The sequence below is a fragment of the Streptomyces sp. 71268 genome, assembly GCF_029392895.1.
Classification (GTDB): Bacteria; Actinomycetota; Actinomycetes; order Streptomycetales; family Streptomycetaceae; genus Streptomyces.
In genome coordinates, this window is sequence record NZ_CP114200.1 from 1,423,913 (window position 1) to 1,447,935 (window position 24,023).

A 24,023-nucleotide genomic window follows, 5' to 3' on the forward strand; every position below is an offset into this window, starting at 1 on the left:
CAACCGGCCGCGAGCCGGCGGCGCCCGGGGCCCCGCGCCCCGAGCCCCGCGCCGGTGGCCGCGCGCCGGCCCGCGCCGCGCGGGCCCGGCTCACAGGTCCAGGTTCAGGTCCGGGCCCGGGCTCACAGGTCCAGGCTCTGCCCCGGGGCGAGTCGGCCGTGGTCGGCGTCGGCGACGCCCGGCCCGTCCGGGCCCAGCATCCGGTCGTAGACGGGGCGGGCCAGGTCGGTGAGGAGCCCGTCGTGGACGTCGATGGCGCGGGTTGGGCGCACCGCGCGCACGTAGTCGATGATCTCGCCGACCTTGTTCCACGGCGCCTGCACGGGCAGCAGCAGGGTCTCCACCGGCCGGCCCGGCACGGTCAGCGCGTCGCCCGGGTGGAAGACCGCGCCGTCCAGGACGTACCCGACGTTGGTGATGCGCGGGATGTCCGGGTGGATCACGGCGTGCAGTTGGCCGTGCACCTCGACGTCGAAGCCGGCCGCGCGGAAGGTGTCGCCCTCGCCGACGGTGTGCACCCGGCCCGGGAAGGCGGCCGAGATCCGCTCCGCGACGCTGCGCAGGGTCCACACCTCGGCGGCGGGGTTCGCCTCCAGCGCGACCCGCAGCCGCTCCTCGTCGAAGTGGTCCGGGTGTTCGTGGGTGACCAGGATCGCCTCGGCGCCGAGCGCCGCGTCCCGCTCACTGAACGCCCCGGGGTCGATGACCAGCGTCCGGTCGTCCTTCTCCAGCCGGACGCAGGAGTGCCCCTGCTTGGTGAGCCGCATGACCTACCGCTCCTCCTCGCGCTGCTTCGCGCGTGTCGCGCCGTGCCGCCGCTGTCCGCGTCCCGCGCGCCGCCCTGGTGTCGCCGCCGAGCGCCGCACGTCGTGGTTCGCGCGCCAGGTTACGCGCGCGCCCGGCGCGTCCACGGCACGGCGCCCCGCGCTCCGGCCGCGCCGCCCGCACCAGCCGATGCCAGCGGCTGGCCGGCGGGCGGAACGGCGCCGGAACGGCCGCCGGCCACTACTCCGCCACCCCGCTACCCCGATATCTCGCTGTCCCGCTACCCCTCGGGGCGGGTCTCCTCCTGGATGACCCGCTGCGCCACGACGAACGCGGCGTTCGCCGCGGGCACCCCGCAGTAGACCGCGGTGTGCATCAGCACTTCCCTGATCTCGGCGGGGGTCAGGCCGTTGCGGAGCGCGGCCCGGGTGTGCAGGGCGAGGTCGTCGAGGTGGCCGCCCGCGGTGAGCGCGGTGAGGGTGACGACGCTGCGCGCGTGCCGGTCGAGCGCCGGGCGGGTCCACACCTCGCCCCAGGCGTAGCGGGTGACGAAGTCCTGGAAGTCCGCGCTGAACTCGTCCGCGACGGCCTCGGCCGCGTCCACGTAGGCGTCGCCGAGCACCTCGCGGCGCACCTTCGTGCCCCGTGCCCGGTGGTCCGGCTCCCCCGTGGGCACCTGGGCGGGCTGCCCCGCGGGGGCTATCTCGGCGATCGGCGCCACGGGGGCGGCGGCGGGAGCGGGCGGGGGCGCGAGCACCGGCTTGGGCGCCGCCGCGGTGATCGCGGTCATGCCCGTGGTGTGGGTGGGGTGGCCGATGCTGGCGAAGTGTCGTACGAGCAGGTCGGTGACGGCGGACGGCTGCTCGACGGGGGCCAGGTGGGCGGTTCCGGGGACCAGGGCGAGCCGCGCGTCGGGGATGCCGGCGACCAGCACCCGGGCGTCGGCGGGCGGCGCCACCTGGTCGTCGGCGCCGACGAGGACCAGGGTGGGCACGCCGATGTGGCCGAGCTGGGAGCGGATGTCGAACGTGGCCAGCGCCTCGCAGGCGGCGATGTAGCAGCCGGGATCGGTGGTGCGCACCATCTGCACGGACCACTCGACGATGGCGGGCTGCGCGGTGGCGAAGCCGGCGGTGAACCAGCGCTCGGGCGCCGTACGGGCGATGGGGTCGAGCCCGTTGGTACGGATGACGACGCCGCGCTGGCGCCAGGCGTCGGCGGTGCCGAACCGCGGTGACGAGGAGACCAGCGCGAGCGAGGCGACGCGGTGCGGATGTCTGAGCGCCAGGTCGGCCCCGATGGCGCCGCCGATGGCACAGCCCGCGTAGCTGAACTGGTCGATGCCCAACTGGTCGAGTGTGGCGACGAGCCGGTCCGCGAGGTCGCCGATGGCCGAGGCCGGGTGCGCGGGGGCCCCGCCGTGCCCCGGCAGGTCGTACCGCAGCACTCGCCAGCGGCGGCTCAGCTCGGGGACCTGGCGGTCCCACATGTGCCATGTGGTACCCAGTGAGGGACCGAGGATCAGGACCGGGGCCTCTTCTGGCCCGTCAAACCGGTATTGCAGGGTGTTCTTCGGTGTCTCACTCACCTGCCCGACCCTCTCATCTGTCACGAGATGTCATATCGCCGGGGTGGGCCTGGAGGGCCGCTGACGGGTCCCCACGGCGCGCGACGCCCGGCGCGCTCCCCCGGACTCTTCGAGCAGGGGCACCCCCACTCGCCGGACTCGCCCCCACCACCAGGCAGGCCGGCACCTGGCTCCACGGTGGTCACCGCCCTCGGGGTGGTTCGGGTCGCAGCATCGAGTGTGGTGGCACGTACGGGACTCGGCGTGAACCACCTCGAAACCTTCCAAGATCCGCCCAACAGCGACGCGAACACCACACGGTGCACAGGATCTGTCCTGTCGGCTCGGCGGGCGGTCCGCGTGGTCTGCCGCGTGGCTCCACCGCGTGGTCCGCCGGAGGCCCCGTAACACGCCCACGCCCTCCGGGGAGTATCGAATTCCAGGGAAGTGGGGGGTTCCCTAAACCTGCTTCCATTCCACGGGATCGCTCACGATCGAACGTTAGGGTCAACGCGTCGACGCGTTGACGTGACAGCGCGTTCGGCCTAGACGAAAGAGCGTGCGAATATGACGACACCCCCCACCGCGAGCCGCGCCAAGCGAACGTTCACCGTACGTGCTGGAGAGGCGAGCGGTGAACGCATACGGCTGAGCGTTTACGACATGCTCATAGGCACGATCTATACGCCCCGTGTCTTTTTCTACCGGGAGACTCTCGACGGCGAGGCGCTCCGCGCCTCCCTCGGCAGGACATTGCGCGACTTCCCGATCCTTGCCGGCCGCATGAAGAGGGATTCCGACGGCGGTCTCAGCGTGCTCTGCGACGACGCCGGTGTGCGCTTCGTCGAGGCACACGCGTCCGCGCCCATGCCGGACCACGGGCCCCGCCACACGGCGAAGAAGGGGCTGGAGCGCCATCTCAGTCACGCCATGCCGTTCTGGGTGGTTGACCGCGGTACGCCGCTTTTCACGGTGAAGCTCACCCATATGAGAGGCGGGGGCAGCATTCTGGGCCTCACGATGAACCACGCGGTGGCCGACGGGTCCAGCTTCATGAGCTTCCTGGAGTGCTGGGCGCGGGAGCACCGGGGCCTCGGGTACCGCGGGCCCAGTCACGACCGTGGAGTCATCGACGCGCTCGCCGCGTCGGCCACGGGTGACGCCCGCACGGGCGGCGCCCATCTCACGGTCATGGAGCGAGGCCGGAAGGCCGCCTTCATGGGCCGCATCCTGCGCGGCAGCCTCGGCGGCGTGACGACGGTGACCACCCGCTTCACAGCGGACGAACTGGCCACCATCAAGGCCACCGCGACGGCCGACCTCGCCGGCACGGAGCGGTGGGTGTCGACCAACGACGCGCTGACCGCCCATCTCTGGAAGGTCCTCGGCGCGCTGCGCGACCGCCCCGACACGAGCGAGGAAAGGCTCGGCCTCATCGCCGACTTCCGTTCGTTCGCCGGTGGGGACGTACCGGACGACTACTGGGGCAACGCCGTCACCAACACCCGGCCCGGGATGACCGCGGCCGAACTGCGCTCCCGCCCCCTCGGCGAGGTCGCCGCGACGGTCCGCGCGTCCCACGCCGAGAACACGGAGCACAGAATCCGCGAGGAAGTGGCGTTCCTCCGCGCCGAACGCGAGGCGGGGCGCATCAAGCGGGTCATGACCACGATGGCCCTGGACTCGTTCGACAGCACGATCGCGATCAACAACTGGTCGAAGCTGCCCTTCTACGACATCGACTTCGGGCAGGGCACCCCCTTCTGGTACGACTTCACCTCCATGGTGGTCCCCTGGACCGTGCACATCGCGCCGACCCCGGCCGCCGAGGGCAGCGCCCGCGACGTCCACATGGCACTGCCCCGCGCCCAGGTCCGCGCCCTCCAGGAGCCGTCCTGGGTCCACCGGTTCCACCGTTACGCGGATTCCGACGAGGTGTTCCCGCTGACTTTCATGGACGCCACTCCGCCCGCGCGTACGACCGATATGGCGACTCGGCCCTGATTGCCCGCAGCCGCCCCCTGGCCGTAACCCCGAGCGGATACGCGTAGCGCTGACACGCCGCCAGGCGACCGTTCCCGCTCGTGGGGCGGGAGGGCTACGTCGGTACTCGAGCGTCCCTGGCCCGGTTGGGGCAGGGACGCGCTGGCGTGGAACGGCTGCTTGGCTGGCCGATTATCGCCTTTTATTCGATCCCGAATTGGGGCGTGCCGGCGCGCTGCGCACCCACGGAGCGGCTGGCCCGCCTCGGCGAGCGACCGGATACCGACGACGCACGCGCCCGCCAGCGAAACCGCGAAGTCTAGGGCTTTACTCAGGAGCCATTCCACGCCCTTGGCCGGCCATTTTCGGAAGCCCATCATGGATATGACCTCCACCCGCGACGCGACCGGGCGGAATACGGCCAAGGAAAGGCTTCGAATGGGCAGCGAATGGGCAACTCTGGTGGTCGGTGATCGCGAGGCGCGGGTGAGAGTCACCGGGCCTGAGCTGGACCCGGATCGACCCCACCTGTTTCCGTCAATTGGCGAATACCCGATATACGACGCGTTCGTCTATCAGGCCATGCTCGCCGACGAACCCCGGAACGAGGTGTTCCGGGAAGCCATCGCCCGGCAGGCGCCTGGCGCCAGGGTGCTGGAGATCGGTTGCGGGCCCGATCTGTTCTGGTCGCTGTGTGCCGCGGACGCCGGCGCGGACCGCGTCGTCGCCATCGAGAGCCTGGCCGACAGCGCCCGCCGTGCGGAGAAACTGGCCCGGGACCGGGCGCCGGGCCGGATCAGCGTCGTGCCGGGGTTATCGACCGAGGTGACGCTCGCGGAGCGGGCGGACCTGTGCGTCGCCGAGGTGGTGGGCTGTATCGGCGGCTCCGAAGGCATGGCCCGGGTGATCGAGGACGCCCGGGAGCGGCTCCTGTCGCCGGGCGCCCAGGTGGTGCCGCACCGGGTCCGTACGCTGGCCGCGACGGTCTGCCTCGCCGACCTGATGCCCGAGGGCCCCGGCGTGTCGGAGAGCGTGGTGCCGTACGTGCAGTCGGTCTTCCGCGCGGCCGACAGCTTCTTCGACCTGCGGATGTGCGTCGGCGGGATCGGGTACGAGGCGATCCGCTCGACCACCGGGGATGTCGAGGATCTGCGGTTCAACGACGGCGAGTTCCGGCAGAGCGGCGAGCTGCGGCTGACCGCGACCCGGCCGGGCAGGGTGGACGGGCTGCTGCTCTGGCTGGACCTGCAGGGCCGGCGCGGTGGCGAGCACCTCGACACGCTCGCGACCCAGACCAACTGGCTGCCGGTGTACGTACCGCTGCTGGCCGGCGAGCAGATCTCCCTCGTCCCGGGCGACGTCATCGAGCTGGAGGTCTCGTGCGAGCTGAGTGCCGACGGGGTCCACCCGGAGTACCGGTTCGCCGGAACCGTACGGCACGCCGACGGACGGCGCGTCCCGGTCACGGCCGAGTCGCTCTACGGCGGATCGGCGTTCCGCCGGTCGCCGCTGCACAAGGCCCTGTTCGCGGCCGACGGAGCACACTGACCTTCCCGCGCACGCCACGGCTCGGCTGAGGGATCTGCCACCTGGAAGCGGTCCCGTGCGCACCGGCGCACGGGACCGCTTCCAGGTGTTGTTCGTGTTGTTCGTGTCCCTCGGGTCTTCCTCGCGTTCTCCGTGGTGCCCTCGGGTCAGGGCTCGTCCAGTTCCAGGGGCGCGAGTTCGGCGAACGCGTCCCCCGGGCCGGGGTTGGCCGGGTGGCAGCCGCCGCCGAGATGGCGTACGACCCCCCACACGGCGTTCAGCGCCGTGGTGACCGCTCCCTCCGCGAAGCCGCCGGTCCAGGAGACGTCGTCGCCGGCCAGGAAGAAGCCCCGCTGGTGCTCGGGCAGCTCACCCTGCATGAAGTGGGTGAACAGGCGGCGCTGGTAGCGGTAGTGGCCCGGCAGGTTGGCCTTGAAGGCTCCGGTGAACCAGGGTGCGTTCTCCCAACTGACGGCCACCGGCGGCGCGATGATGTGCGACCGGATGTCCACGTCCGGATAGATCTCGCCGAGCGAGCGCAGGACGATCTCCAACCGCTCCTCGGCGGACAGCGCGGCGACCCGCTGCGAGTCGTCGTTCCAGGTGTAGGACAGGCACATCACTCCGGGGCGGTCGGGTCCCCGGCCGAAGAGGTACACCGAACGCGGCAGCCTGTCGGTGAGCGTCATGCCCATCACGTCCCGCCCGGTGGCGGCGTCGACGTCCAGCCAGAACGGCCGGTCGGTGAGCGCGAACAGTTTGGAGGAACCCATGTAGTGGGTGCGCTCGATCGCCGACCGGACCGGCCCGGGCAGCAGCGCGTCGTCGCAGGCGACCCGGCTGTTCAGCAGCCGGTGCTGCCCGGTGAAGACCACCGCCCGGTAGTCGCGCGTCTGCCCGTCGGCGTCGGTGACCGCGATACGGTCCCCCGCGCGGCGCAGCGCGGTGACGGCGGGCCGGGGCCGGTCCTCGTGGAGCGTGGCGAGCGACGTACCAGCCGGCCAGTGCGCGAGGCCCTCGGGGGCGTGCCGCCACAGGCCCAGCGGCACCTGTTCGCAGCCGCCCTCGATGATCTGCTGGTCGACGTCGGCCTCGGTGTATATGACGCGCAGGATCTCCAGCATCGAGTTGGGGAAGTCGGTGTCCCAGCCGCCGGTGCCGAAGCCGACCTGTCCGAAGAGCTCACGGAGCCGGAAGGAGGCGAAGGCGGGCGTGGTGCTGAGGAAGCCGTAGAAGGACTGGTCGTCCAGGAGCGGCACGAGGCGGTTCCACAGCGCCTTGATCGTGGCCGTGTCCCGGGTGCGGATCGCCTCCTGCATGACCCAGATGTCGGCCCGCTCGCGCAACGTCTTGTCCCAGGCGTCAGCGACCTCCCGGTAGACGGGCGGCAGGTCCGCCTCGGTCCGGGCCCAGTGGCTGGCGCCGCCGATGTCCAGCACCGTCATGGGGGTGCAGGGGCTGAGCGGGTTGGGGAACGGCGTGGTGCGCAGGCCCAGCGCGCGGACGTAGTGGAACAGCGCGGTGGCCGAGAGCGGGAACCGCATGGCCCCCAACTCGGCCACCTCGTCCGGGAACCCGTCGAAGCTGGCGGAGCGCATCCGGCCGCCCAGGCGTTCCGCCTCGTGGAGGACCGGCCGCAGTCCCATCCGCATCAGTTCGTACGCGGCGACCAGCCCGGCCATCCCGCCGCCGACGATCGCGACCTCGGTTCCCACGGCGTCGGCCGGGACGGCGCCCAGGCCCGCCGGGTGGCTCAGCCAGTCGTCGTACGCGAAGGGGAAGTCGGGGCCGAGCATGGTGATGGGAGGGCTCGACGGGCCGTTCTCGTAGGGGGTGGTGAGGAGCATGTCGGGCCTATCCCCTCGCCACGCCGGGGCCCGCGCCGGGCCGACCGGCCCTCCCCCGTGGTAGCAGACCCGAACCTCGCGCATCACACATGGCTTCTCCCTGTGGTGGGTGTGCGATCCATAGCCCAGCACGGCGCGCGGGGCACAGACCAGCGAGGACGGAGGACTCTAGGGAATTGCTGGTCACGGCCGCCCGGCACCGACCAGCCAGGGCCGGCGCACGGCCCACCCGCCCGCCCCCGTACGCGCGCACGTGAGTGGCGCCAGGGGGGAATCGGGTACCCGGGGGACGATCGCCCAGGCGCGACGTCCGCGACGCTCGGCGGCACGGTGGGCGCTGCCCGGGGGCAGCGCCCACGATCACCGCCTCGCCCGGCGGGCGCTCCGCTGCCGGACCCGCGGGCGCATCGCCTTGCGGGCGTCGATGGCCACGACCTCGAAGTTGTCCACGGTGCGGTTCACCCGGCCGAAGAGGTTGTCCGGGCCCGCGACGCAGACCCTGGTGATGCCTTGCTCCCGCATCGTCTCCACCATGTCCGGCCAGCGGATCGGGTGGTCGAAGGTGTCGAGCAGCATGGTGCGTACCCCGTCCGCGCCGGTCAGCAGCTCGCCGTTCTGGTCGGCGACGATCGGCAGCTTGGGGTCGGCCACCTCGAAGGTGGCGAGGACCTCCTCCTCCGCCTTGCGACGCAGCGCGCCGAACGCCGGGGCGTGCACGGGCGGCCACATGGTGTACATGTTGTAACCGCCCAGCTCGCCGATCCGCTTCTTGAACCGGTCGAGCACCGGCTCGCGCAGGGACACGAGGTAGAAACCCTGGTCGATGTAGCCGGAGACGTCGTGCCACTCCCCCTCGGCGTCCAGTTCGGCCAGCGCCTCCTGGAGCCGCTCCTCGGGGGTGTGGATCACACAGTGCGTGACCGCGTCACGGTGCTCCTGCCGGAAGTACTCCTCCTCGCAGCGCGCCAGCTCGGCGGTGAGTCGCACGGTCTCCTCGAACGGCAGGGACCCCGCGTAGGTCACCGCGGCCCGCTGGCCGAAGCTCGGTCCGGCGCACAGCTCGGGCCGCTCCCCCAGCGTCTCCTCCGCCCAGTCGGCGAGGGCGAGGCAGACCGTCAGGAAGGCGATCTGGGTGTGCGCGCTGTACTGCTCCTCCTCGTCGGCGTCCGACTGGCGGTACCGGTCGAACACGGAGTACCCCACCACCTCGTCGGCGATCGCGAGCCGGCGCCGGGCGTGGGGGTTGGTCAGCAGGAACTCGCCCACGTCGGTGAAGCGGAAGGGTCCCATCCCGGGGAAGACCATGGCCGTACGGCTGGTCTCCGGATCGGACGTCCGCGCCTCGGTGGCCTGCGGCTCGGCGGCCTGCTGCTCGGCGGCTCGCGCCTTCGTGGTCTGCGCCTCTGTGGCCCGCTGCTCGGTCATGCCTTCGCTCGCGGTGCCAGGTCGAGAGCGAGCTGCTCGAGCTGTCGTTTGTCGGGCTTGCCGTTGCGGTTCAGGGGGAATCGCTCCAGGACGTGTACGCGGTTGGGGTGCTCAACGTCGGGCAGCACGGAGGTGATCGGCTCCCGCCAGTGCCGTGGCTCGCGCTGCTGCTCGTCCTCCACGAAGAAGACGAGCTGACAGCCGCGCTGTTCGTCGGGGATCGGGACGACCTTGACCAGGCAGCCGGCCGCGGCCAGCTTGTGCTCGATGATGTCGGGGTAGAGCGTGTGGCCGTTGCGGTGCGCCGCGGACTTCCGGCCGAGGACGAAGAGGTTGTCCCCGCCGTCCAGGTAGCCGAAGTCGCCGGTGGGGTACCAGTCGGTCCTGGTGGGGTCGACGGGGGTGACCGTGCCGTCCTCCGCCAGGTAGCCCTCCATCAGGTCGGGCGAGTGGACCTGGATCTCCCCGACCTCGCCGGAGGCCAGGACGGCGCCCTCGTCGTCGACGATCCGCAGCTTCAGGCCCTCGACGGCCCGTCCGCAGGCGACCGCGTTGTCCTCGGTGGCGAAGGCCACGTTCCCGGCCTCGGTGCTGCCGTAGCTGTCCAGCAGGGGCAGGCCGAACCGGCTGACGTAGTCGGCGACCAGGCCCGGGTCCAGCGGGGCCGCCCCGCTGCAGAACATCCGGACACCGGACAGCGCGTCCGCCAGCGCGGGCTTGCGGCCGATCATGTTGAGCATGCTGCGGTAGCTGGCCGGGGTGGCGTCGACCACGGTGGCCCCGCAGGTGCCCGCCATGATCATCGCCCGGTCCAGCCGCCGGTAGGGCGCGATGACCAGCGAGCACTTGACCAGCCAGGCGATGAGCACCATGGACAGCCCGTACTGGTGGGAGAAGGGCAGCAGCGGCAGCAGGACGTCGTCGGGGCGGTGGCCCACCTGCTGGGCGTTGCGCTCCAGGTTCTTCAGGAACTTCGCCCCGGTCTTGACGACGCCCTTGGGCTCCCCGGTGGAGCCGGAGGACCACATGATCAGGCCGTCGGGCAGCTCGCACCAGGCGTCGAGGGAGAGCCGCGGCTCGGCGGGGGTGTACTCCATGGACGCCGCGAGCAGTTCGTAGACGGTGACCTGGGCCGGGCTGTTCGCGGGCATCGGCGTGTCGTCGTCGACCACGCAGACCTTGACCCCGGCCAGGTCGCAGATGCGCTGGGTGGCGTCCGGCCGTTCCTGGTGGTCGACCATGACGATCGACGCGCCGGTGTGCATCAGAGCGAGGAGGACCCCGACGAAGCCGGCGGAGTTGCCGGCCTTGAGCATGACCCGGCTGCCGTCACCGACCCCGCGGTCGCGGAGCGCTTCGGCGATGGTCAGGGCCCTCTGCTCGAACTCGGGAAGCGAATGCACCGCTTCCGTCGCAAAGACCTTTGCGGTCATCGGGTTTCACTGAGCCTTTCTTCTTCTTGCGGTCTCTTGGGGTGGGCCCCACGACGGCGACCCTCCGCGAGCCGTGGGCCGGGACCGCGAGTCCCCCCGGAGGTCTCCGGGGGGACTCGCGGGTCGTCAGCTGTCGAGGTCGCCGAGCATCATGTCGATCAGGTCGTCGTCGTCCATCGCGTCGATGGAGTCCGTCTCCTTCTCCCCGGTGTCCTTCTCGGTCTGGTCCTTGCCGCTCGCCAGCTCGGTGAGCGTGTCGAGCAGGCCCGCGCGGCGCAGCCGCTCCAGCGGGATCGACGTCAGCAGGGCGCGGATCCTGGCCTCTTCCGGATCGACGTCCGGCTCGGCCGGGCCGTCCGTCACCACCCGGCCGCGCAGGTACTCGGCGAGCGCCGCGGGCGTGGGGTTGTCGAAGATCAGCGTGGAGGGGAGGCGGAGCCCGGTGGCCGAGTTCAGTCGGTTACGGAACTCCACGCCCGCCAGCGAGTCGAAGCCGAGGTTCTGGAAGGAGCGGTCGGGCTCGATGGACTGGGCGCCGCTGTGCCCGAGCACCATGGCCGCGCTGCCGCGCACCAGGTCGAGCAGCGCCCGCTCCAGCTCGGCTCCGGTCAGGCCGGCCAGTCGTACCTTGGCCGATTCGGGGGCGGTCGCCTTCCCGCCGGCCGCCGCCTTGCTCCGCACCCGGACCACGCCGCGCAGCAGGGCGGGGATGTCGCTCTGGCCGCCGCTGAGCGCGGAGGTCTCCAGCCGCATCGGCACGAGCAGGGCGTCCTCGCTCGTGGCCCCGGCGTCCAGCAGCCGCAGACCGCCCGCCATGGACAGGGGCGCCATGCCCTCGCGCGCCATGCGCACCATGTCCGCCTGGCTGAGGGTGCCGGTCATGCCGCCGGCCTGCTCCCACGGGCCCCAGGCCAGCGAGACCGCCGGGAGGCCGAGGGCGCGCCGGTGGGTGGCGAGCGCGTCCAGGAACGAGTTGGCGGCGGCGTAGTTGCCCTGTCCCGGGCTGCCGAACACACCGGCGACGGAGGAGAACATGACGAACTCCGCCAGGTCCGTCTCCCGGGTCAGCTCGTGCAGGTTCCACGCCGCGTCGACCTTCGGCTCGAAGACCGCGTCGATCCGCTTCGGCGACAGCGTGTCGATGACACCGTCGTCGAGTACGCCCGCCGCGTGCACGACCGCGGTCAGCGGGTGGTCGGCGGGGATGCCGGACAGCACCCGCTCCAGCGAGGCGCGGTCGGCCACGTCACAGGCCGCCAGCGTCACCGAGGCGCCCGCCTCGGTGAGTTCGGCCGCGAGGTCGACGGCGCCCTCCGCGTCCGGCCCGCGCCGGGAGACCAGCACCAGGTTGCGCACCCCGCGTTCGGCCACCAGGTGGCGTGCCACCTCGCGGCCCAGGCCGCCGGTGCCGCCGGTGACCAGGACCGTGCCCTCGGGGTCGAGGGCCTGGGGCATGGTGAACACGTTCTTGCCGATGTGCCGGGCCTGGCTGATGTACCGCACCGCGTCCGGGGCCCGCCGCACGTCCCACGCCGTCACCGGGATCGGGTGCAGCGCGCCGCTGTCGAAGAGCTCGACCAGCTCGACCAGCATCCGCTGGACCCAGTCGTAGTCGGCCGCGACCAGGTCGTACGCCGTGTACTCCACCCCGGGGTGGTCCTGGGCGACGACCTCGGGGTCGCGTACGTCGATCTTGCCCATCTCCAGGAACCGCCCGCCCCTGGGCATCAGCCGCAGGGAGGCGTCGACGAACTCGCGGGCGAGCGAGTCCAGCACCATGTCCACGCCCCGGCCGCCGGTCGCCTCCATGAAGCGCGGCTCGAAGTCCAGGTCACGGGAGGAGGCGATGTGCTTCTCGTCGAACCCCATCGCCCGCAGGGTGTCCCACTTGCCGGGGCTGGCCGTGGCGTACACCTCGGCGCCGAGGTGGCGTGCGAGCTGTACGGCCGCCATGCCCACGCCGCCGGTGGCGGTGTGCACCAGGATGGACTCGCCCGCCCGCAGCTTGCCGAGTTCCACCAGGCCGATGTAGGCCGTCAGGAAGATCACCGGTACGGAGGCGCCCTGCGCGAACGTCCAGCCGCGCGGCATGCGGACGAGCTGCCGCCGGTCGGCGACCGCGACGGGCCCGAACGAGGCGTTGATCATGCCCATGACCCGGTCTCCGGGGGCCAGGTCGGTCACGCCCGGGCCGACCTCCAGGACCACGCCGGCGCCCTCGCCGCCCATGGTGGCGTCGTCCTCGGGGTACATGCCGATGGCGATCAGCGCGTCACGGAAGTTCAGACCGGCGGCACGCACCGCGACCCGGACGTACCCGGGGGCCAGCGGCGCCTCGGCCACGGGGTCGGGCAGCAGCGAGAGGTTGTCCAGGGTGCCGCCGCCCGTGGTGCCGAGCTTCCACGCCGAGGTGCCGGCGGGGGCTTCGAGCACCCGTCCGGAGGCGTTCCTGGCCAGTCGGGGGACCAGCCCCTGGCCGGTGCGGACCGCCACCTCGTGTTCGCCCGCCGCCAGCGCGGTGGTCACCACACCGGCGGCCGCGTCGGCCGACTCGGCGTGGCGGTCGAGGTCCACCAGCAGGAACCGGCCCGGGTTCTCGGTGGCCGCCGAGCGCACCAGGCCCCACACGGCGGCGTTGGACAGTCCGGCGACACCGTCGCCGGGTCCCGCGGCGACCGCGTCGCGGGTCACCACGACCAGCCTGGTGCCGTCGAACCGGTCCTCGGCCAGCCAGGACTGCACCAGGGCCAGCGCCCGGTGGGTGGCCTTGCGGGCGGCGTCGGCGAGGTCGTCGACCTCCGCGTCCGCGCCGCACCAGGCCCAGACCACGTCGGGCACCTGGGCACCCTCGTCGAGGGCGGTGACGAGCGCGTCCACTCCGGTGTACTCGGCGTGCTCGACACCGGAGGCGGCGAGCAGTTCGGCCACCCGCGCCCGGTCGGCGCCGACCACGGCCGTGGACACACCGGCCTCGGCCCCGTCGCCGCGGGCGGCGAGCACGTCCCAGTTGGCCCGGAAGAGCGTTCCGTCGCCGCCGGCGGAGCGCGGCCCGGAAGCGAACCGCTCGGCCGCCACCTCCCGCACCACCAGCGTCTCCACGAAGGCGACGGGCGCGCCCGTGGCGTCGGTCACCAGCAGCTCGACCGTGTCCTTGCCCCGCGGGCGCAGCCGCACCCGCACCCGTCCGGCGCCCACCGCGTGCAGGCTCACCCCGGTGAAGGAGAACGGCAGGGTCACGCGTCCGCTCTCGCCGCCGAAGTCGCCCATCTCCATGGCGTGCAACGCGGCGTCGAGCAGGGCGGGGTGCAGGCCGAACCGTCCGGCGTCCTGGGCGGCCGAGTCCGGCAGCGCCACCTCGGCGTAGACGTCACCGTCCAACCGCCAGACCGCCTCCAGGCCCTGGAAGACCGGCCCGTATCCGTAACCGGCCTGGGCCAGGCCCTCGTAGAAGCCCTCCATCGGCACCTCTTCGGCGCCCGGGAGGGGCCACTGCGGCAGGCTGTCGGTGACCTCGGCGCCGCTGTCCGTCTCCAGGACGCCCTGGGCGTGGCGTACCCACTCCTCCCCCGGCTCGTCGCTGTCGGAGCGCGAGTACACGCCCAGCGGTCGCGAGCCGGACTCGTCGGCGGGGCCGACCACGAGCTGGACGCGGACGCCGCCCTGCTCCGGCAGGAGGAGCGGGGTCTCCAGGGTGAGTTCGCCGAGCCGTCCCGCCCCGGTCTCGACGCCCGCGAGCAGGCCGAGTTCCACGAATCCGGTGCCGGGGAAGAGCACTCCGCCGGCCACGGCGTGGTCGGCGAGCCACGGGTGGGTCTGCAGCGACAGGCGTCCGGTGAGCACCGTACGGTCGCCCTCGGCCAGTTCGGTGAGGCCGCCGAGCAGCGGGTGGTCCACCCTGCCGAGGCCGACGCTGCGGGCGTCGCCGGTCACGGCGCCGCCCGCCTCGAGCCAGTACCGCTTGTGCTGGAAGGCGTAGGTCGGCAGGGCGACGCGGCGCGCGCCGCGCCCGGAGTACACCGCCTCCCAGTCCACGCCGACGCCGTTCGCGTACAGGGTGGCGACCGCCTCAGCCAGCGTCTGGGCCTCGGCGCGCCCGGAGCGGGCCAGGGGCACGAGGGCCACGTCGGCGTCGACGGCGTCCAGGCAGTCCTGGCCCATCGCGGTCAGCACGGCGTCGGGGCCCAGCTCCACGCACGTCGTCACGCCCAGGTCGGCGAGGCGGCGCATGCCGTCGTCGAAGCGGACCGCTTCCCGCACGTGGCGGACCCAGTACTCGGGGGTGGCCAGTTCGGCGCCCGCGACATCGCCGGTGACGTTGGAGATGACCGGGATGGCCGGGGCCGAGTACGGCAGGCAGGCGGCGATCTGGCCGAACTCCGCCAGCATGGCGTCCATCCGGGGGGAGTGGAACGCGTGGCTGACCCGCAGCCGCTTGGTCTTGCGGCCCTGGGCCTCCCAGTGGCCGGCGACTTCGAGTACCGCGTCCTCGTCACCGGAGAGCACCACCGAGGTGGGGCCGTTGAGCGCCGCCAGCGACACCTGGTCCTCGCGGCCCTCCAGGCTCTCGGCAACCTCACGCTCCGACGCCTGGACGGCCACCATGGCGCCGCCCTCGGGCAGTTCCTGCATCAGCCGTCCACGGGCCGCCACCAGGGCGCACGCGTCCTCCAGGGACAGCACCCCGGCGACGTGGGCCGCGGCGATCTCGCCCACCGAGTGCCCCATCAGGAAGTCGGGGCGCACGCCCCAGGACTCCAGCAGGCGGAACAGGGCCACCTCGAAGGCGAACAGCCCGGCCTGGGTGAACATCGTCTGGTTGAGCTCGTCAGCGGTCGCGGCGGCGTCGTCCTCGGGGCCGAAGACCACGTCGAGCACGGAGGCCCCGAGGCGCACCTCCAGGTAGTCGCACGCCTCGTCGAACACGTCGGCGAAGAGCGGGTAGGTCTCGTAGAGTTCACGGCCCATGCCCAGCCGCTGGGCGCCCTGGCCGGTGAACAGGAACGCCACCCGCTGCGCCGTGGACCTGCCCCGCACCAGGCCCGGCGCGTCGGTCTGCTCGGCGAGCGCCGCGAGGCCGCGCAGCAGCCCATCCCGGTCGGACGCCACCACCACGCCACGGTGTTCGAGCGCGGCCCGTGTCACGGCGGACGACCATCCGACGTCGACCGGCCGCGCGTCGGGGTGGCGCACCACGTGCTCGCGCAGCCGCGCGGCCTGTGCCCGCAGCGCCTCCTCGCTCCTGGCGGACACCAGCCAGGACACGGGCTGGGAGGCCGTCTCCGCGTCGGCGTCGGCGTCCGTGGCGGGGGCCGGCTCGTGCGGCGGGGCCTGCTCGATGATGGCGTGCGCGTTGGTACCGCTCATGCCGAACGAGGAGATACCGGCCCGGAACGGCCGCCCGGTCTCCGGCCAGGCGCGCTGCTCGGCGAGCAGCGCCACGCCGCCCGACGCCCAGTCCACGTGCGGGGTCGGCACCTCCACGTGCAGCGTCTTCGGCAGGATGCCGTGGCGCATGGCCATCACCATCTTGATGACGGCGCCCACACCGGCCGCCGCCTGGGTGTGGCCGATGTTCGACTTGAGGGAGCCCAGCCACACCGGCTGCCCCTCCGGGCGGCTCGCGCCGTAGGTGGCGATCAGCGCCTGCGCCTCGATGGGGTCACCGAGCGAGGTTCCGGTGCCGTGCGCCTCGATCACGTCGATCTGGTCCGCGGTCAGCTCGGCGTTGGCCAGCGCCTGCCGGATGACGCGCTGCTGGGAGCGCCCGTTGGGGGCCGTCAGGCCGTTGCTGGCGCCGTCCTGGTTGACGGCGGAACCCCGCACGATCGCCAGCACCTCGTGGCCGTTGCGCCGGGCGTCCGAGAGCCGCTCCACCAGGAGGACGCCGACGCCCTCGGCCCAGGACGTGCCGTCGGCCTCGGCGCCGAACGCCTTGCAGCGCCCGTTGGAGGAGAGTCCGCGCTGGCGGCTGAAGAGGATGAAGTCACCGGGGGTCGGCATGGTGGCGACGCCGGTGGCGAGCGCCAGATCGCACTCGCCCTGGCGCAGCGACTGCGCCGCCTGGTGCAGGGAGACCAGCGACGAGGAGCACGCGGTGTCCACGGTCCACGCCGGGCCCTCGAAGCCGAAGGTGTAGGAGATGCGCCCGGAGGCGACGCTGCCCGCGATGCCGGTCAGCGCGTAGCCCTCGAGGCCGCTCTTGGTGCTCTGCAGGTGGGGCCCGTAGTCGTGGTGCTCAGCGCCGGTGAAGACGGCGGTGCGGCTCCCCCGCAGCTTGGTCACGTCGATTCCGGCCCGCTCGAAGACCTCCCAGCTCGTCTCGAGGAGCAGCCGCTGCTGCGGGTCCATGGCAAGGGCCTCGCGCGGCGATATGCCGAAGAACTCCGCGTCGAACTCGGCCGCGTCGTGGATGAACCCGCCCTCGGTCGCGTAGCTGGTGCCGGGGCGGTCCGGGTCCGGGCTGTAGAGCGCCTCCAGGTCCCAGCCACGGTCGGTGGGGAAGGGCGTGATGGCGTCCACGCCCTCGGAGACGACCTTCCACAGGTCCTCGGGGCTGTTGATGCCGCCGGGGAAACGGCAGCTCATCCCGACGATGGCGATGGGGTCGTCCGAGCCCACGACGGCACGCGCGGGAGCGGTGTCGTCCGTGGCCACGGGGGACATCTTCCGGTGGAGGTGGTCCACGAGCTGGCTGGGCGTCGGGTACTCGAAGGCGAGCGACACCTCAAGGGGGAGCCCGGTGGCGGCGACCAGCCCCCGGTGCAGGTTGACCGCCGCGAGCGAGTCCAGCCCCAGGTCGAGGAACGAGCTGTCCGCGTCGAGCGTGCGCGGGGAGTCGGACCGCAGCGCCGCGGCGACGTGTGCGCGTACCAGGTCGAACAGGACCCTGCGCTGTTCGAGGTCCGGCAGTTCGTGGAAGTCCGGACCGAGTGAGGGCGCTTCAGGGCTCTCGTCGCGGTGCGGTCCAGCCTGCGCGATGGAATCTCCCGAGTCACTGGACCCGTTCAACATGGTGCTCACCTAACTCCTGCCTTGGGTAAAACCCTGCGTCAAAGCTGTGGGGCCGGGCCGGCCTCGGCCTCGGCGTGGGGCGCCCGCCCGCGACTCGTCGGTGCGGGCGGGCGCGTGGGGTGCTAGAGGTTGGCCACCCAGTCCTCGATGGCCTGTGCGGTGGTACCCGCCTGCTTTTCCATCATCGTGAAGTGGGTTCCGGGCACGTCGATCACGGAGTCGGCCGGCCAGTCCGACTGCCAGCCCGCCGCGTCCGCGTCCACCTCGCCCATCGGTTCCGCCGCGCGGACCAGGAGGCTGGGAACCGCGCTCTCCGGCGGCTTCCACCCCTCGAACAGGTGCAGGTACCAGCCCATGGCGGACATCCGGACACCCTCCATGGAGACGAGGGCGTCCCGCTCGTACATCTCGTCGAGCATGGCGTTCTCGAACTGGCCGATGCTCGCGCTGTCCGGCAGGTAGGTGTCCAGCAGGACGACTCCCGCGGGCGGCGTGCCCTGGCTCTCCAGGGCGGCGGCCACCGAGTGGGCGACTATGCCGCCGGCCGACGAACCGACCAGGACGACCGGGGCGCCGTCGGCGTACTCCGCGACGATCCGCGCCTGGAGGCGGAACAGCGCCTCCGGGGTGGCCGGGAGGCTCTCGCCCTGGACGAACCCCACGGCGGGCAGGGCCGCGACGTCCCGGTTGCCCCGGAACGGGGCGGCGAGCTGCGCGTACTGGTGGACGCCGCCCAGCGCCATGTAGGAGGAGCAGCACATCAGCCGGGGGCGTTCGGCACCCCGGGAGAGCCGTACGGGCCTGATGGTCCCCTCGAAGTCGGCCGGGTCCTCGAAGGTGGGACGCAGCCGCGCGGCGTTCACCAGCAGATCCATGCCGACCTTGGTCTTGCCCTGCGCCGCCGCCTCCCGGAACAGGGAGCCGAGGGTGTCGGGCGCGTCCGCCTGCGACGCCGGGGGCGCGGTCGCGGGCGTCGGCGTGGCGGCCTGGGCCGCTGGCGGCTGGGTCTGGCGGTCGGCGGGAGCGGCGGCGATCCCGGCCGCGAGCCGGGGGCGCAGGTAGGACACCAGCTCCAGGGGGCGCGGATGGTCGAAGACCACCGTGGTCTCCAGCCGCAGGCCGGTGACGGAGGCGAGCTGGTTCCGGAACTCCACCGCCGTGAGGGAGTTGAAGCCCATCTCCATGAACTCGTGGCTGGTGTCGACCTCCTCGGGCGAGGAGTACCCGAGCACCGCGGCGGCGAGCGTACGCACCAGTTCGAGCAGCGCCTCCTCGGTCTCGCTCTCCGACAGTCCGGCCAGTCGCTGGCGCAACTCGGTGGACTGGTCGCCGGTCTCGGACTCGGCCGCCCGTGCCGTACGCCGGAGGGCGGGCTGCGGGACGATGGCGCGGAACACGGCGGGCATCGCGGCGCCCTGGGCGCGCAGCGCGCCCAGGTCCAGCCGGGTGGGGACCACCACGGCCTGGCCGGAGGTGACGCCCTCGTCGAACAGCTCCAGGCCCTCCTTGGAGGAGAGCGGCACCAGACCCGAACGCGACACCCGGCGCAGGTCCTCCTGGCCGAGGTGGCCGGTCATGCCGCTGGCCTGTTCCCACAGGCCCCACGCCAGCGAGACACCCGGCAGCCCCTGAGCCCGCCGCCAGGACGCGAGGCCGTCCAGGAACACGTTGGCCGCGGCGTAGTTGCTCTGTCCCGCCGAGCCGAACACACCGGCGGCCGACGAGAAGAGCACGAAGGCCGACAGGTCCATGCCCGAGGTCAGCTCGTGCAGGTTCCACGCGGCGTCCACCTTCGCCCGCAGCACCGGCTCGACCCGCTCGCGCGTCATGGACGCGAACAGCCCGTCGTCCAGCACCCCGGTCGCGTGCACCACGGCGCTCAGCGCGAACTCCTCGGGCAGGCCCGACAACACCGCGGCGAGCGCCTCACGGTCCGAGGCGTCACACGCCACGACCGCCACCTCGGCGCCCGCGGCCTCCAGCTCGGCCCGCAACTCGGCCGCGCCGTCCGCCTCCGCCCCACGGCGGGACAGCAGCACCAGCCTCCCGACGCCGTGCCGGGTCACCAGGTGCCGGGCCACCAGACCGCCCAGCACACCCGTGCCGCCGGTCACCAGCACCGCGCCGGAGCCGAACGTCGTCGACTCGTTGGCGTCGCCCGAGGGCAGCGACCGGGCCAGGCGCGGCACGCGGACCTCACCGGAGCGCACCACCACCTGCGCCTCACCGGAGGCCATCACACCCGCGAGAAGCCCCGCCGACTTCTCGACGTCGTCGGTGTCGACCAGCACCACCCGGCCGGGGTTCTCCGACTGCGCCGAGCGCACCAGTCCCCACACGGCCGCGCCCGCCAGATCCGTCACACCGTCACCGGTGTCCACGGCGCCGCGCGTCACCAGCACCAGCCGGGTCGCCGCGAACCGCTCGTCCGCCAGCCACGACTGGACGGTCTCCAGCGCCTCGGCGACCCGCGTGTGCACCTCGTCCACCACGGTCGCGCCGCCCGGGGCCACCGGCAGCACCACCATGCCGGGCATGAGCGTGCCCGACGACACGGCGTCGCCGAGCGCCACCGGGTCCGTGTACACGTCGACGGTGACGCCCGACATCTCCAGCGCGGCGCCCACGCCGAGGAGGTCGTCGCCCAGCACCGCCGACCAGCCCGGCACCACGCTCTCGGTGGGCTTGACCGCGTCCGCCGTCCACTCCACGCGGAACAGCGCGTCACCGTCCCTCCGGCCCGCGTTCCGCAACGCCTGGGCCTGGATCGGCCGCAGGACGAGGGAGTCCACCGAGGCCACCGGGCGGCCCGACGTGTCGGCTATCGCCAGGGACACCGCCTGCCGCCCGTCGGGGACCATCCGGACCCTGAGGGTTCCCGCGCCGACGGCTTCGAGGGAGAAGCCCCGCCAGGAGAACGGCAGCAGAGTGCCCGCGCTCGGCGCGTCATCGCCTCCACGCATCGCCTTGCTCACGCCGATCGCGTGGAGAGCCGCGTCGAACAGGGCCGGGTGCAGGCCGAAGTACTTCGCGACGCCGAGCTGCTCCTCGGGCAGTTCCACGTCGGCGAAGACCGCGTCGCCGCGCCGCCAGGCGCGCCGCAGCCCCTGGAACGCGGGGCCATAGCGCAGCCCGTGCTCGGCGGCGTGCTCGTACCCGCCGGAGATGTCGACGGGCTTGGCCCCGGAGGGCGGCCACTTCTTGAAGTCGAAGGAGGCCGCCGGGCCGGGCGGGGTGAGCACACCGCGTGCGTGCCGCACCCACGGGTTCCCGAGGTCGGCCCGGTCCTCGTCGGACTCGATCCGCGAGTAGACGCTCACCTCGCGGTGGCCCGCGGCGTCGACGTCCCCCACCTCGACCTGGATCTGCACCCCGCCGCGCTCGGGCATCACCAGGGGCGCCTCGATCACCAGCTCCTCGACCCGGGCGCACCCCACCTGGTCCCCCGCCTGTACGGCCATCTCCATGAAGGCCGTACCGGGCACCAGCGCCACGCCTTCCACCGAGTGGTCGGCGAGCCAGGCGTGCGTGGCCAACGACAGCCGCCCGCTGAGCAGCACCCCGCCGCCACCGGCCAGCGAGACCACGGCACCCAGCAGGGGGTGCCACACCGGTCCGAGGCCCACCGAGCCCGCGTCGCCGACGGCCGCCGTCGCGTCGAGCCAGTAGCGCTGGCGTTGGAAGGCGTAGGTCGGCAGCTCCACCCGGCGGGCGTCACGCCCCTGGAACACCTTCTCCCAGTCGACGACGACCCCGCTGGTGTGAAGCTCGGCGGCCGAGGTCAGGAACCGCTCGGCCCCGCCCTCGTCGCGCCGCAGCGTGCCCACGACCACCGCCCGCGCCTCGGCGGCCTCCACCGTCTGCTGTACGGGGAGGGTGAGCACCGGGTGCGGGCTCACCTCGACGAGCACCGTGAGGCCGTCCTTGAGCAGGGTGCGGGTGGTGGCCTCCAGCTCCACGGTCTGGCGCAGGTTCCGGTACCAGTACTCGGCGTCCAGGCCGGCGGTGTCCACCACTTCGCCGGAGACCGTCGAGTAGAACGGGACCTGCGAGGTACGGGGCTCCAGGTCCGCCAGGACCTTCAGCAACTCCTCGCGGATGGACTCCACGTGGACGGAGTGCGAGGCGTAGTCCACCGGCACCCGGCGAACCCGGACCTCCTCACCCTCAAGCTGGGCCACCATCTCGTCCAGCGCACCCGGATCGCCGGAGACGACGACCGAGCCGGGACCGTTGACCGCGGCGACCGATATCGCACCGTCCCAGGCGGTGATGCGCTCCTTGACCTGGTCGACCGGCAGCCCCACCGACACCATGCCACCACGACCCGCCAGGCCACCCGCGATGGCCCGCGACCGCAACGCCACCACCTTGGCGGCGTCCTCCAGTGACAACGCACCGGCCACACAGGCTGCCGCGATCTCACCCTGGCTGTGACCCATCACCGCATCCGGCTCCACACCCACCGAACGCCACAACTTCGCCAACGACACCATCACCGCGAACAACACCGGCTGCACCACGTCCACCCGGTCGAAACCGGGAGCGCCCTCAACACCACGCAGCACGTCTGTCAGCGACCAGTCCACATGAGCCGACAACGCCGCCTCACACTCGGCCACCGCCTCCGCGAACACCGGTGAGGAGTCCAACAACCCCACCGCCATGCCCACCCACTGCGCCCCCTGACCCGGGAACACGAAGGCGGTCCTGCGGCCCTTCGCCGCCTGCCCCCTGACCACACCCGGGGTCGCCTCGCCCTGGGCCACGGCCAACAGGCCCCGCAGCAGGCTCTCGCGGTCGTCGCCGATCACCGCCGCGCGGTGCTCGAACGCCGACCGGGACACGGCCAGGGAGTAGCCGATGTCCGCCACCGACGCGGCCGCGAGTCCGTCGTCCTGGGCGGAGCCCTGGGCCGTCAGACGGGCGTGCAGCCGCTCGGCCTGTGCCCGCAGCGCGGCCTCGCCCTTGCCGGAGACGAGCCACGGCACGACGGGGGTGGCGAGCGTCGCGGGTGCCTCGGCTTCCGAGCCCTCCCCTGGAGTGGCCGGCCCCGGCTCCTCGGCTTCGGGGGCCTGCTCGATGACGGTGTGCGCGTTGGTGCCGCTGATCGCGAAGGAGGAGATCGCCGCCCGGCGAGGCCGGCCCGTCTCCGGCCAGGGCCGTGCCTCGGTCAGCAGTTCCACGGCCCCCGCCGACCAGTCCACGTGCGGAGTCGGCTCGTCCACGTGCAGCGTCTTCGGCAGGACGCCGTGCCGCATCGCCATGACCATCTTGATGACGCCCGCGACACCCGCCGCCGCCTGCGCGTGACCGATGTTCGACTTGATGGACCCCAGCCACAGCGGCTGGCCCTCGGGCCGTCCCTGGCCGTAGGTGGCCAGCAGCGCCTGTGCCTCGATCGGGTCACCCAGCGTGGTGCCCGTACCGTGCGCCTCCACCACGTCGACGTCGTTCGGGGTGAGTCCCGCGCTGTCGAGCGCCTGCCGGATCACCCTGCGCTGCGACGGGCCGTTGGGGGCCGTCAGGCCGTTGCTGGCGCCGTCCTGGTTCACCGCGGAGCCGCGCACCACCGCCAGCACGGGGTGGCCAAGTCGGCGGGCGTCGGACAGCCGCTCCACGAGCAGCACGCCGACGCCCTCGGCCCAGTTGGTGCCGTCCGCGGCGGCCGCGAAGGGCTTGCAGCGGCCGTCGGAGGCGAGCCCCCGCTGACGGCTGAACTCGGTGAACGTCCCGGGGCCGGCCATCACGGTGATGCCGCCGGCCAGGGCGAAGTCGCACTCGCCCTGGCGCAGCGCCTGCGCGGCCAGGTGCAGCGTCACCAGGGACGACGAACACGCCGTGTCCACCGTCACCGCGGGGCCTTCGAGGCCGAGGACGTAGGAGACCCGGCCGGAGGTGACGGCGGGCGTCTGGCCCGTCATCAGATGGCCCTCGACCTCTTCGGCCTCGATCGGGCCGGCCGCTCCGTACCCCTGGAAGGCGGCGCCCATGAACACGCCGCCGGTGGTGCCCTTGACGGACAGCGGGTCGATGCCCGCCCGCTCCAGGACCTCCCACGACGCCTCAAGCAGCAGCCGCTGCTGGGGGTCCATGGCCAGCGCCTCGCGTGGGGATATGCCGAAGAACACGGGGTCGAACTGCGCGGCGTCGTGCAGGAAACCGCCCTCGTTCACATAGCTCGTGCCCTGGCTGTCGGGGTCCGGGTTGTAGACCTCCTCGTGCCAGCCGCGGTCCTTCGGGAACGGTGAGAGCCCGTCGGCGCCCTCCGCGACCATGTTCCACAGCTCCTCGGGAGAGCTGATCCCACCGGGGAAGCGGCAGCTCATCGCGACGATCGCGATGGGCTCACGCTGCTTCGCCTCCACCTCCTGGAGGCGCTGCCGGGTGCGGTGCAGGTCGGTCGTCACCCTGTTGAGGTAGTCGCGGAGCTTGGTCTCGCTCACTGTGTGCCGTCACTTTCTT

Annotated in this window: 9 protein-coding genes; 2 read left to right on the forward strand and 7 right to left on the reverse strand. The window is 72.6% G+C overall.

Features of this window, described 5'->3' with window-relative positions; all coding sequences use genetic code 11:
• Positions 1–122 precede the first annotated feature (122 nt).
• Complete coding sequence (locus OYE22_RS05410) at positions 123–767, reverse strand: MBL fold metallo-hydrolase (protein WP_277319340.1); 645 nt, start codon at positions 765–767, stop codon at positions 123–125.
• Between the two features lie 278 nt (positions 768–1,045).
• Positions 1,046–2,353 (reverse strand): alpha/beta fold hydrolase, encoded by a 1,308-nt coding sequence (locus OYE22_RS05415; RefSeq protein ID WP_277319341.1) that lies wholly within the window; start codon positions 2,351–2,353, stop codon positions 1,046–1,048.
• Positions 2,354–2,899: 546 nt separating this feature from the next.
• Between OYE22_RS05415 and OYE22_RS05420 the strand changes: the two genes are divergently transcribed.
• Both OYE22_RS05420 and OYE22_RS05425 read left to right on the forward strand, forming a co-directional pair.
• Positions 2,900–4,336, forward strand: a complete 1,437-nt coding sequence (locus OYE22_RS05420) for an acyltransferase (protein WP_277319342.1) — start codon at positions 2,900–2,902, stop codon at positions 4,334–4,336.
• Between the two features lie 561 nt (positions 4,337–4,897).
• A complete protein-coding gene (locus tag OYE22_RS05425) occupies positions 4,898–5,863 on the forward strand; it encodes a class I SAM-dependent methyltransferase (protein WP_277319343.1) in 966 nt (321 codons plus the stop codon).
• A 146-nt stretch (positions 5,864–6,009) separates the two neighbouring features.
• Here the strand turns inward: OYE22_RS05425 and OYE22_RS05430 are convergent, their stop codons facing one another.
• The 5 genes from OYE22_RS05430 to OYE22_RS05450 all read right to left on the reverse strand — a co-directional run bounded on the left by OYE22_RS05430 (position 6,010) and on the right by OYE22_RS05450 (position 24,004).
• Positions 6,010–7,689: an FAD-dependent oxidoreductase gene (locus tag OYE22_RS05430; protein ID WP_277319344.1), complete on the reverse strand. Its 1,680-nt coding sequence runs from the start codon at positions 7,687–7,689 to the stop codon at positions 6,010–6,012.
• Between the two features lie 360 nt (positions 7,690–8,049).
• Entirely contained in the window at positions 8,050–9,114 is a 1,065-nt protein-coding gene (locus OYE22_RS05435) for an ACP S-malonyltransferase (protein ID WP_277319345.1), read from the reverse strand.
• Positions 9,111–10,547, reverse strand: coding sequence for a class I adenylate-forming enzyme family protein (locus OYE22_RS05440; protein WP_277319346.1), 1,437 nt, complete (start codon positions 10,545–10,547; stop codon positions 9,111–9,113). The genes OYE22_RS05435 and OYE22_RS05440 overlap by 4 nt, the downstream gene beginning before the upstream one ends.
• A 126-nt stretch (positions 10,548–10,673) precedes the next feature.
• Entirely contained in the window at positions 10,674–17,558 is a 6,885-nt protein-coding gene (locus OYE22_RS05445) for a type I polyketide synthase (RefSeq protein ID WP_277323993.1), read from the reverse strand.
• A gap of 122 nt (positions 17,559–17,680) precedes the next feature.
• Positions 17,681–24,004 (reverse strand): type I polyketide synthase, encoded by a 6,324-nt coding sequence (locus OYE22_RS05450; protein WP_277319347.1) that lies wholly within the window; start codon positions 24,002–24,004, stop codon positions 17,681–17,683.
• Positions 24,005–24,023: the final 19 nt, after the last annotated feature.

Coding starts and splice junctions, on each gene's coding strand:
- OYE22_RS05410 (WP_277319340.1), bottom strand. CDS start 767: ATGCGGCTCACCAAGCAGGGGCACTCCTGCGTCCGGCTGGAGAAGGAC.
- OYE22_RS05420 (WP_277319342.1), top strand. CDS start 2,900: ATGACGACACCCCCCACCGCGAGCCGCGCCAAGCGAACGTTCACCGTA.
- OYE22_RS05425 (WP_277319343.1), top strand. CDS start 4,898: ATGCTCGCCGACGAACCCCGGAACGAGGTGTTCCGGGAAGCCATCGCC.
- OYE22_RS05430 (WP_277319344.1), bottom strand. CDS start 7,689: ATGCTCCTCACCACCCCCTACGAGAACGGCCCGTCGAGCCCTCCCATC.
- OYE22_RS05435 (WP_277319345.1), bottom strand. CDS start 9,114: ATGACCGAGCAGCGGGCCACAGAGGCGCAGACCACGAAGGCGCGAGCC.
- OYE22_RS05440 (WP_277319346.1), bottom strand. CDS start 10,547: ATGACCGCAAAGGTCTTTGCGACGGAAGCGGTGCATTCGCTTCCCGAG.
- OYE22_RS05445 (WP_277323993.1), bottom strand. CDS start 17,558: ATGTTGAACGGGTCCAGTGACTCGGGAGATTCCATCGCGCAGGCTGGA.